Annotated in this window: 9 protein-coding genes; 7 read left to right on the forward strand and 2 right to left on the reverse strand. The window is 71.5% G+C overall.

What is annotated here, in order from left to right:
* Positions 1-14 precede the first annotated feature (14 nt).
* The gene (locus CA984_RS22570; RefSeq protein ID WP_086575560.1) at positions 15-1,451 is read right to left on the reverse strand and encodes an aminotransferase-like domain-containing protein; all 1,437 of its coding nucleotides are present in this window, start codon (positions 1,449-1,451) and stop codon (positions 15-17) included.
* 62 nt (positions 1,452-1,513) lie between these two features.
* On the opposite strand from CA984_RS22570, the gene CA984_RS22575 reads away from it, so the two are divergent.
* From CA984_RS22575 to CA984_RS22585, 3 genes are read left to right on the forward strand one after another with little or no spacing between them, the layout of a single operon-like run.
* Positions 1,514-2,686, forward strand: a complete 1,173-nt coding sequence (locus CA984_RS22575) for a trans-sulfuration enzyme family protein (protein ID WP_086575561.1) — start codon at positions 1,514-1,516, stop codon at positions 2,684-2,686.
* A 58-nt stretch (positions 2,687-2,744) separates the two neighbouring features.
* On the forward strand, positions 2,745-3,752 hold the full coding sequence (locus tag CA984_RS22580; RefSeq protein WP_086575562.1) for a DUF2278 family protein: 1,008 nt from the start codon (positions 2,745-2,747) through the stop codon (positions 3,750-3,752).
* Between the two features lie 13 nt (positions 3,753-3,765).
* Positions 3,766-4,677, forward strand: coding sequence for a threonine/serine dehydratase (locus CA984_RS22585; RefSeq protein ID WP_086575563.1), 912 nt, complete (start codon positions 3,766-3,768; stop codon positions 4,675-4,677).
* Between the two features lie 64 nt (positions 4,678-4,741).
* Here CA984_RS22585 and panB read toward each other — a convergent pair whose 3' ends face one another.
* Entirely contained in the window at positions 4,742-5,587 is an 846-nt protein-coding gene (gene panB / locus CA984_RS22590) for a 3-methyl-2-oxobutanoate hydroxymethyltransferase (protein ID WP_086575564.1), read from the reverse strand.
* Between the two features lie 161 nt (positions 5,588-5,748).
* Between panB and CA984_RS22595 the strand changes: the two genes are divergently transcribed.
* From CA984_RS22595 to CA984_RS22610, 4 genes are all read left to right on the forward strand, one after another.
* Complete coding sequence (locus CA984_RS22595; protein WP_086575565.1) at positions 5,749-6,954, forward strand: MFS transporter; 1,206 nt, start codon at positions 5,749-5,751, stop codon at positions 6,952-6,954.
* A gap of 97 nt (positions 6,955-7,051) precedes the next feature.
* The gene (locus CA984_RS22600; protein WP_086575566.1) at positions 7,052-8,614 is read left to right on the forward strand and encodes an MFS transporter; all 1,563 of its coding nucleotides are present in this window, start codon (positions 7,052-7,054) and stop codon (positions 8,612-8,614) included.
* Between the two features lie 7 nt (positions 8,615-8,621).
* Complete coding sequence (locus CA984_RS22605) at positions 8,622-9,239, forward strand: TetR/AcrR family transcriptional regulator (RefSeq protein WP_086575567.1); 618 nt, start codon at positions 8,622-8,624, stop codon at positions 9,237-9,239.
* A 174-nt stretch (positions 9,240-9,413) separates the two neighbouring features.
* Positions 9,414-11,197 (forward strand): right-handed parallel beta-helix repeat-containing protein (locus CA984_RS22610; protein ID WP_086575568.1); only part of this gene is annotated, 1,784 nt, incomplete at its 3' end.

Here is an 11,197-nt window from a genome sequence, read left to right on the forward strand (position 1 = left end):
ATTCACGACTTCGCTCAGACGAGGAGGGCGCGCAGGGTATGGGGGTGGCGGGCGCCGTCGTAGTCGCGCCAGGCGGAGGCGAGCCTGGCCACGGACTCGGTGAGCGTCTCCTCGGAGAACAGGAACGGCAGCCGCAGATGATCGCCGTGGCCGCCCGACGGGTCGAAGGAGCGGCCGGGGGCCACCGCCACCCCGTGGCGGAGGGCCACCTGGGCGAAGGCGTCGGCGTCGCCGTGCGGCAGCCGCACCCAGATCGTCTGCCCGCCGAGCGCGGGCTCGGCGGTCCAGGTGGGCAGCTCCCGGACCAGCTCGGCGCGGAGATGGTCGTGGCGCCGCCGGAGGACCTCGACGCGGTCGCGGCGCAGCTCGTCGACCCGGGAGAGCAGCCAGGCGGAGGCGAGCTGGGCGAGCACGTCGCCGCCGAGGTCGTGGATGGCCCGCAGCCGGGCCAGCCGGGAGATCAGCGGCGGCGCCGCGCGGATCCAGCCGACGCGCAGGCCGCCCCAGACGAGCTTGCTCAGCGAGCCGACCGTGATGAGCCGCCCCGGCGTCCCGCAGGAGGCCAGCGGGGGCGGCGGCTCGCCGGAGAAGAAGAGTTCGGCGGGGACCTCGTCCTCGACGATCGGCACGCCGTGGTCGGCGGCGAGCCTGACCAGGCGGCGGCGGGTCAGCGCGGGCATGACCCCGCCGGTCGGGTTCTGGCCGGTCGGGACGGCATAGCCCAGGACCGGCCGGTCCGCCAGCGCCGCGCAGAACGCCTCGGCGTCGGGGGCCGCGCGGAACAGGGCGGCGGCGTCCCGGAACGCCTCCAGCGCGCCGGGATAGGTGGGGGCCTCGGTCAGCACCGTGTCCCCCGGGGACACCAGCAGTTTCGCGAGCAGGGCCAGCGCCTGCTGCGCGCCGTTGGTGACCAGGATCTCCCCGGCGGTGGTGGGCACGCCTCGTGCCCGGTAGTAGGAGGCGAGCGACTCGCGCAGCACCGGATGCCCGGCGGGGTGGTAGCCGATGTCGTGCCGGACCCGCGCCAGCCGGGCCGCCGCCTCCTGGTAGGCCTCGATCAGCACCGGGGGAGGGCTGTCCGGCGCGGCGCAGGTCAGCAGGATGACGCCGTCCGGCGGGGCCAGCAGGTGCAGCAGCAGGGGGTTGACCACGCCGTCGGTGGCGAGGGCGCGGAGGGCGGGCGGATCGGCGCTGCAGACTCGGGTTCCGCTGCCCTGCCGGCGCACCACCTTGCCCTCCTGCTGGAGCTGGTCGTAGGCCGCGACCACGGTGCCCCGGCCCACCGCGAGCCACCGCGCGAGGACCCTGTCGGGCGGCAGCACGGTGTCCGGGGGCAGCTCGCCGTCGTCGATCAGGGCGCGCAGCCGTACGGCCAGCAGGAGGTAGAGGGGGCCTCGGCCGGACGACCAGCGTCCGAGTTTGGCGAGCAGTTGCTCGGAATTGGCTCGCATGATGAACCAATATTGCCTAATTGGCTCTGATAAGTAACCCGTGAACCGGACATTCTTAACGCATGACTGAACTCCGTCCGGAGACCCGGGCCGTCCACCTTCCCCAGCCGCGGCTCGACGGCAGCCGCCCGATCACGGTGCCGCTCTACCAGACCTCGGGCTTCGTCTTCGACGACCCGGCCGTCTTCGCCGACGGGATGGGCCGTCCCGACGGCCCCTTCGTCTACGGGCGGTTGTCGAACCCGACGGTCCGGTCGCTGGAGGAGGCCGTCGCGGGGCTGGAGGGCGGCGTCGGCGCGGTCGCCACCGGCTCGGGCATGGGGGCCATCAACTCCGTGCTGCTCGGCCTGCTCAAGCCCGGTGACCACCTGATCGCGCAGAAGCCGCTCTACGGCGGCACCGCCGCGATGATCAACGACCTGGTCGCACGCTTCCAGATCGCGGTCTCCTACGTGCCCGAGGACGACCCGGCGGCGCTGCGCGCGGCCGTGCGGCCGGAGACCAGGCTGGTCTACCTGGAGACGATCGCCAACCCGGTCACCCAGGTCGCCGACCTGCCGGGGATGTGCGCGGCGGCCCGCGAGGCCGGACTGATCTCGGTGGTCGACAACACCTTCGCCTCGCCGATCCTGTGCCGCCCGCTGGAGCACGGCGCCGACGTCGTCGTCCACTCCACGACCAAGTATCTGAGCGGGCACACCGACGTGGTCGGCGGCATCGCGGTCTTCGCCTCCGAGGAGCTCTACCGGAAGGTGTGGCACTTCGCGGTCGAGCTGGGCGCCACCGCCGACCCGTTCGCCGCCTGGCTCACCCTGCGTGGCCTGCAGACCCTGCCGCTGCGGATGGAGCGCCACTGCTCCAACACCCGCGAGCTGGCCGTCCGCCTGGACAACCACCCGGCGGTGTCGGCCGTGCACTGGCCGGGCCTGCCCTCACACCCCTCGCACGCGCTGGCCGCCAAGCTGCTGCCGGACTTCGGCGGGGTCTTCTCCTTCGACCTGGTCGGCGGGCGCGCGGCGGGGGAGCGGTTCATGAGCTCGGTACGGCTGGCGCTGCTGGCCCCGTCGCTCGGCGGCGTCGAGACGCTCATCCTGCACCCGGCGACCACCTCCCACCGCTCGCTAACGGCCGAGGAGCTCGCCCGCCACGGGATCGGTGAGGGCACGGTCCGGGTCGCGGTGGGCATCGAGCACATCGAGGATCTCTGGGCCGATTTCGCTCAGGCGCTTTCCTGATTTTCCACGTGATGCCACTGTGTAATCCGGAAAGTCGACCTTTTCGGAAGGTGGATCTATGCCGCTGAAGAGCTACGGGGTCCTCGCGGGGCGGGCCGTGGACAGGCGGCGCGAAGACGGCGCCGGCACCCCCCACTACCAGATCCACCTCGTCGACGAGGCGGGGGTCTCCTACCGGGTCGCCCTCAACGTCAAGTCCCAGCAGGCCCCCTCCGAGCTGCTCCACCTCGTCGACGAGGACTTCCGGCACCCGGTGACCCAGGCCCTCCCCCAGGCCGCCGGAGGGTGGACGGCGCTGCCGTCCCGTTCCGGCGGCGCGGCCCTCGACTACATCCGGGGCAACCTGTTCGACCCCGCCGCGATGCGTCCGCTCCCGCCCGACCTGCCGGGAGTGGACAACGACCTGGCGGACAGGATCGACCACTACGTCCAGCGGGCGATCGCCGACCCCGGGGCGCTCGTCTACGCCTTCGGCGAGCGCTGGGGCCCCGAACCGGCGACCCCTGACAAGATCTTCGGATTCCGGCCCGGCAACGGGGCCCACGACATCCACATGAACCAGGGCAACTCCGAGCGCTTCCGCGGCGACGACGGCGTATGGCAGGACGGCGGCCTGCTGCTGTCTTTCCCCGCCGAATCACGCTGGATCGCGATCTTCCTGGCCTTCCAGTCGCAGGCCTGGCACACCGACGACACCACGGGGCACACCCTGGAGGGCGCTCCCGCGCGGCCGGGCGCCGGAGAGGAACCCGTCCGCGTCCTCGCCGCGCTGGTCAACCCCGCCGGGCCCGCGCCCGAGCACGAGGTCGTCACGCTGCTGAACGCCTCCCCGGAGCCGGTCGACCTCACCGGATGGCGTCTGGCGGACCGGCAGAAGAACGCCTTCCCGCTGCCGGCCGGCCCGCTGGCCCCCGGCGCGACGCTCACGCTCGCCGTCTCCGCGCCGTTCGCGCTGGGCAACGGCGGAGGCGTGATCACGCTGCTCGACGCCGCCGGGCTGAAGGTCCACGGAGTCTCCTACACTGCGGCGCAGGGCCGCCGGGAGGGCTGGACGGTCACCTTCTGAGAAGGGTGTCGGCGTGGACGTGTCAGTCGGGGATGTGCGGGAGGCCGCCGGGCGGATCGCGGGGTATGTCCGCCGTACTCCGGTGATGGAGGTGTCGCCCGGGCTGCTGCTGAAACTGGAGGGGATGCAGCACTCGGGATCGTTCAAGGTCAGGGGCGGTTTCAACCGGGTCCTGACCGCCGGGGAGCTGCCCGAGGCGGGGGTGATCGCGGCGAGCGGCGGCAACCACGGCCTGGCGGTGGCGTATGTGGCGCGGACCCTGGGAGTCAGGGCCGAGATCTTCGTGCCGACGGTGTCCAGCCCCGTGAAGGTGGCCGGGCTGCGCGCGCTGGGGGCTGAGGTCACCCAGACCGGGGCCGTCTACGCCGAGGCGTACGAGGCGTCGGTCAAGCGGGCGGCGGAGAGCGGCGCCCTGGAGATCCACGCCTACGACCAGGCGGAGGTGGTCGCCGGGCAGGGCACGGTCGGGCTGGAGGTGCTGGAGCAGAGCGGGGGAGTGGACACCGTCCTCGTCGCGGTCGGCGGCGGCGGGCTCGTCGCCGGGATCACCGCCGCGGTCGCGGGCAGGGCGCGCGTGGTCGCCGTCGAGCCCGAGCTCATCCCGACCCTGCACCGGGCGCTGGAGGCCGGCGGCCCGGTGCGGGTGGAGGTCTCCGGGGTGGGGGCCGACGCCCTGGGCGCCAGCCGGATCGGCGAGATCGGTTACGCCGTCACCGCCGCCGCGGGAGTCCGCAGCGTCCTGGTGTCCGACGAGGCCATCGTCGACGCCCGGCGGGAGATGTGGCGCTCCTACCGGATAGCCGCCGAGCACGCGGGGGCCACGGCCTTCGCCGCCCTCCACTCGGGCGCCTACACCCCGGCCCCCGGCGAGCGGGTGGCCGTGGTCGTCTGCGGCGCCAACACCGATCCGGCGACCCTGCTCTGAGCGTGCCGCCGCCCCGGCGCCTCCGGGAGCTCCGGAGGCGCCGGGGCGGCGGGGTGGCGGTGCGTCAGTGGTAGCTGTGCTCGGGGGCCGGGAACGCTCCGGTGGTCACCTCGTCGGCGAAGTCACGGACGGCCCTGTCCATCTCTCCGGCCAGGTCGAAGTACTTCTTGACGAACTTGGCGGGGTGCGGGGTCAGACCCATCAGGTCCTGCCAGACCAGGACCTGGGCGTCGGTGGCCGGGCCGGCGCCGATGCCGATGGTGGGGATCGACAGGGACGCGGTGACCCGCTCGGCCAGGTCGGCGGGGACGCACTCCAGCACCACGGAGAAGGCTCCGGCGTACTCCAGGTCCTTGGCGTCGGCCATGAGCTCGTCGCCCGACTGGCCGCGGCCCTGCACCCGGTAGCCGCCGAAGGCGTTGACCGACTGGGGGGTCAGGCCGAGGTGGGCCATGACCGGGATGCCGGCCGAGACCAGGGCCTCGACCTGGGGGAGCACCCGCCGGCCGCCCTCCAGCTTGACCGCGTGGGCGCCGGCCTCCTTCATGAAGCGGGCGGCCGTCTCCAGCGCCTGCTGCGGTGAGGACTGGTAGGAGCCGAACGGCAGGTCGGCGACCACCATCGCGCGCGACGAGCCGCGTACCACGGCCGCCGTCAGCGGCATGAGGTCGTCCACCGAGACCGGCAGCGTCGAGTCGTAGCCGTACACGACCATGGCGGCCGAGTCGCCGACGAGCAGCACCGGGATGCCGGCCTCGTCGAAGACCTTGGCGGTCATCGCGTCGTACGCGGTGACCATCGGCCACTTCTCGCCGCGTTCCTTGGCGGCGGCGATGTCGCGGACGGTGATCCTTCGTCCTGCCTGGCCGCCGTAGAGGGAGGTCGGCCGGCTGGTGACGGAAGAGGACATAAAACCCTCCAGAAGAGTCTCGAGGCGCCCCAGTGGCGTCCCCGGACGTTTCCGATGATTGCACGCGGTCGTCCCGTTCAACACCCCCCGCCCCGGCGGTAATCCAGTGGCGGCGGTGTCAGTGCCATACGACACAATGCATGCGGAGGTAAGCAATCAAAATGGCTATAGAACCTTACCGTCGCCTGCTCGCCCTTCCGGGTGTGCGGACGTTGCTGCTGGTGGGGCTGGTCGCGCGGGTCCCGTCCACGGCGATGGGCATCACGCTGACGCTGCACATCCGCAGTCTGGGTCTGGGGTGGCTGGCGGCGGGGGCGGTCGGCGCGGCGACCACGGTGGGGATGGCGGTCGGGTCGCCGCTGGCCGGGCGGTTCGTCGACAGGCACGGTCTCCGCCCGGTCCTGGCGGTGACCACCGTCGCGCAGCTCGCCTTCTGGTCCTGCGCCTGGGCGCTGCCGTACCCCGTGCTGCTGGTGGCCTCGGTGGTGGCCGGTCTGCTGGCCCTGCCGGTGTTCAGCGTGATCAGGCAGTGCCTGGCGGCCCTGGTCCCGGTCGAGCAGCGCAGGATCGGCTTCTCCCTCGACTCGATAATGGTCGAGCTGTCCTACATGGCCGGGCCCGCCCTCGGGGTGATGGGGATCACCGGGCTCGGCAGCGCGTGGACGATGTCCATCGTCGCGGTGGGCCTGACCTGTTCCGGCGCGGCGCTGATCCTGCTGAACCCGCCGACCCGCTCGGCCGAGGAGCTGGAGGCGCCGGCGGAGAAGGTCCTGAGGCGGCAGTGGCTGACCCCGGGGCTCATCGCGCTGCTGGGCACCGCCTCCGCGGCCACCTTCGTGCTGACCGCCTCCGAGCTCTCCCTGGTGGCGGCCATGGAGCACGCCGGCGACACGGCGTGGACCGGCCTGGCGATCGGGCTGTGGTGCGCCTACTCGCTGGTCGGCGGTTTCGTGTACGGCGGGCTGTCCCGCGGCTTCTCCCCGCTGGTCCTGGTCGGGGGGATGGGCGCGCTCACCATCCCGGTGGGGCTGGTGGGCGGCGACTGGCGGTGGTTGCTCGTCGCGCTGCTCCCGGCGGGGCTGATGTGCGCCCCCGGGCTGTCGTCCACGGTCGAGACCCTCAGCCGCTGGGTCCCCGCGGGGGCCCGCGGGGAGGCGATGGGCCTGCACGGTACGGCGCTGCTCATCGGCGGCGCCGCCTCCGCGCCGATCGCTGGAGCGGTCATCGACGGAGSCGGCGCCGGCTGGGCCTTCGCCCTCGCGGGGCTGGTCGGCGTGGGGATGGTGCTGGTCGCGCTGCCGTTCTGGCGGAGGGTCCCGGTGCCGGCCGAGAAGGCCGTGACCGCCGCCGCCGGACCCCCGGTGTGAACATCGCGTAAATACGAAACGAGACGGTTGCGTATCGAAACGGTGAGCGCTACGGTTGCGTTGCGAAACTTTAGCGTATCGAAAACGGGGACCCCCAATGGAACACCAGCTCGGCCATCCGCGGCGATGGCAGGTTCTGGGAGTGCTGGTCTTCAGCCTCCTGGCGGTCGTGCTCGACAACACGATCCTCAACGTCGCGCTCAAGACGATCGCCGACCCGGCCGAGGGCCTGGGCGCCACCCAGAGCCAGATGGAGTGGGCGATCAACTCCTACACCCTCGTCTTCGCCGGTCTGCTGTTCACCTTCGGCGTCATCGGCGACCGGACCGGCCGCAAGCGCATGCTGATGATCGGCATGGTGCTCTTCGGCCTCGCCTCGCTGGCCAGCGCCTACTCCCAGGACCCCGGGCAGCTGATCGTGGCCCGGGCGTTCATGGGGATCGGCGGCGCCGCGATCATGCCGGCCACGCTGGCGATCATCTCCAACGTCTTCCCGCCCCAGGAGCGCGGCAAGGCGATCGGCATCTGGGCCGGCGGCGTCGGCATCGCCGTGGCGATCGGCCCGATCACCGGCGGCCTGCTCATCGAGCACTTCTGGTGGGGGTCGGTCTTCCTGATCAACCTGCCGATCGTGCTGGTCGGCATCGTGCTCATCACGCTGGTCGTGCCCGAGTCGCGTGACCCCAAGCCGTCCAAGCTCGACCCGGTCGGTGTGATCCTGTCCATCGTGGGCCTGGTCGCCCTCACCTACAGCATCATCCGGGCCGGCGAGCTGGCCACCGTCACCAGTGCGGAGGTGCTGGTCCCGGCGGTCCTCGGGGTGGCCGTGCTGGTCGCCTTCGTCTGGTACGAGCGCCGCATCGACCACCCGGCCTTCGACGTCACCTACTTCCGCGACCCCCGCTTCGCCACCGCGGTCGGCATGATCGGCATCGTGTTCTTCGCGATGATGGGCGCGATGTTCTTCCTGGTCTTCTACCTGCAGATCGTGCTGGGCTTCAGCGCGCTGCAGGCGGGCGCACTGATGATCCCGTTCGCCGCCGCGCAGATCATCTTCGCCCCGCTCAGCCAGCAGATGGCCAGGCGCTTCGGCGGCAAGCTGACCGCCACCGTCAGCATGCTCGTCGTGGCCGCCGCGCTGGCCGCCTACGCGCTGATGGACCAGAACACCCCGGTGCTGGTGATCGAGATCGTCTTCTTCGTCCAGGGCGCGGCGATGGCCAACATCATGCCACCCGCCACCACCACGATCATGGAGTCGCTGCCCCGGGAGAAGGCGGGCGTCGGCTCGGCCATGAGCAACACGGTCCGCCAGGTCGCGGGCGCGCTCGGCGTGGCCCTGCTCGGCTCGCTGCTCTCGGCGACCTACCGCGAGGAGATCGCCCCCGTGCTGACCGGCCTGCCCGAGCAGCTCAGGCACCTCGCGGGCGAGTCGCTGACCGGGACGCTCGGCGTGGCCGGCGGTCTCGGTGACCGCGGCGCGGCGCTGATCGAGCCCGCCAAGCGCGCCTTCATCGACGGCATGCACGTCACCGCCCTGGTGTCGGCCGCGATCGCGCTGCTCGGAGCCCTGATGGTGCTGAAGTGGCTGCCCGGCAAGAACAGCGCCGTTCCCCCCGTCGAGCACCTGGATCACGGTAAGGAACCGGCAGTAGTGTAGGTGTGCGATGACCACGACTGATGAGACGCAGGCGGCCCGCCCGGCGGGCCGCCCCCGCAGCGCCAGGGCAGAGAAAGCGATCATCGACGCGACCCTCGACCTCATGGGCGAGGGCATGAGCCTCGCCGAGCTGTCGATCGAGGCGATCGCCGCCCGCGCCGGGGTGGGCAAGACCACCATCTACCGGCGCTGGTCCAACAAGGAGGACCTGGTCGTCGACGCGCTGGCGAAGCTCAAGTCGCCTCTTCCGGAGATGGGCGGCAGGTCGGTCCACGAGGACCTGATCGCCTACCTGGAGGTCGTCCGGCGCGACGCCTGCGACGCGCGCAGCCGGTGTGTCCTGAACATCGCGATGAACGACGCCGAACGGCATCCGCGCCTGGTGGAGCGGATCCGGCAGGCCACGATCGAGCCGCGCAGGGCGGCGATGAGCGCCCTGCTGCAGCGCGGCGTCGCAAGCGGGGAGCTCCGTGCCGACCTCGACGTGCCCGTCGCGATGGCGACGCTGGTCGGCACGATGATGTGGTACGTCCGGAGCGAGGGGCTCGACGGGGCCGGTGAGCTCCCGCACAACATCGCCGAGCGGATCGTCGACCAGATCCTGACCGGCCTCGTCTCCCGCTGAGCCGTACCTCCCGCTGAGCCGTACTTCTCGCTGAGCCACGCCCTCCGCCGAGCCCTGCCCTCTGCTGATCCGGGCCTTTCCGCTGAGCCGTACCTCTCGCTGAGCCACGCCCTCCGCTGAGCCGTGCCTTCCCAAGCCTAGGCAAAACATGAACATTGTTCTACTCTCGCGGTCATGCGTTCCCTGCGCAGGGTCGCGACCGCCGTCGCGCTGACCCTCGGCCTGCTGCTGCCCGCCTCCGCCGCCTTCGCCCACGAAGAACGCCCCGTGACCTTCCCCGACGGGTCGGGCAGCGTCCCGGTGCGCCGTACCGGGGAACCCGACCTGCTGGTCTGCAAGAACGACCGCGCCGACTTCGGCAGGCGGATCGCGGACTTCCCGCCCGACCTCAGGAAGCGCAACCTGGAGCTGTTCGAGCGCTGCCAGGAGAAGGGGTACCGCCACCTGCAGGAGGCGGTGGACCGGGTCGACCGGCCGGGGATGACCGTCGCGATCCTGCCCGGCGTCTACCTGGAGGAGCCCAGCCAGCCGGGACCCACCGGCGCCTGCGCCAACCTGGACGCCCGCTGGTCGTCGTGGGGCTACCAGATCCTCTCCTACGAGCAGCAGAGGCAGTGCCYGCACAACCAGAACCTGGTCGCCATCCTCGGGATCGAGAACCTGCAGATCGAGGGCACCGGAGCGGAACCGACGGACGTGATCATCGACGCGCAGTACAAGAAGCTGAACGCGATCCGGGCCGACACCTCCAACGGGATCTACTTCCGCAACTTCACCGCTCAGCGGACCACGTTCAACTCGCTCTACATCCTGGCCACCGACGGCTTCGTCATCGACACGATGCTCACCCGCTGGAACGACGAGTACGGCTTCCTGACTTTCGCCAGCGACCACGGCCTCTACACCGACTGCGAGTCGCACGGCAACGGCGACTCGGGCATCTACCCGGGAAGCGCCTCCGACATCAACGACGGCCGCGGCCACGACGTGCCGCGCTACTCCATCGAGATCCGGCGCTGCAAGAGTTACCAGAACATGGTGGGCTACTCCGGTACGGCGGGCGACTCGGTCTACGTCCACGACAACGAGTTCTACGACAACATGGGCGGCGCCTCGATGGACAGCGCGTTCGCCGGGCATCCGGGCCTGCCGCAGAACCACGCGCGGTTCGAGCGCAACCGGATCCACGACAACAACCAGGACTACTACCGCTACGTCGCCGACGGCACCTGTGCCAGACCCACGGCCGAACGCGGCTACGAGCGAGGCGTCGTCTGCCCGCAGATCGGCATGCCCCGGGGCACCGGGATCGTCACGGCGGGCGGCAACTGGAACGTCTTCCGCGACAACTGGATCTGGGGTCACGAGTCCGCCGCGTTCGACCTGCTCGCGGTGCCCGCCTTCATCCGGGGCGAGGAGTCCTGGGACAAGCAGTTCGACACCTCCCACCACAACCTCTACGAGGGCAACCACCTCGGGGTGACGCCCGACGGGGCCGACCGCCCCAACGGGGCCGGCGTCTCCTGGGACGGCCAGGGAACGGGCAACTGCTGGCAGCGCGGCACCGGCCCCTCCGCCCCGTGGGCCCTGCCCGCCTGCGGCTCGGCCGGGCCGTCCAGGATCCTCGGCGAGCCGGTCAAGCTGGCCAAGAGCTACCTGTGCAACGACTACAGCATCAAGGAGAGGCGGCTGCCGGCCGGATGCGAGTGGTACGGCTCGACCGGCCTGGCCAGGGTCGAGGTCCAGCTGGCCCTCGCCACCTCCCTCGTCCTCGGCCTGATCGCGATCCTGCTCCAGCGCCGCAGGCTCCGCTCGCGCGCGGGTCTCGCCGTCACGTCCGCCGGCCTCGCGGGTCTGACCCTGGACGTCTTCGGTGCGGCCCACACCTACACCCCGCTGCCCGCCGCCGCCCTGGCGCTGATGGGCGTGTGGTGGATCGGGGCCGGATGGCTGTGGCT

Origin of the sequence: Streptosporangium minutum, from assembly GCF_002149035.1 — a bacterium.
Classification (GTDB): Bacteria; Actinomycetota; Actinomycetes; order Streptosporangiales; family Streptosporangiaceae; genus Streptosporangium; species Streptosporangium minutum.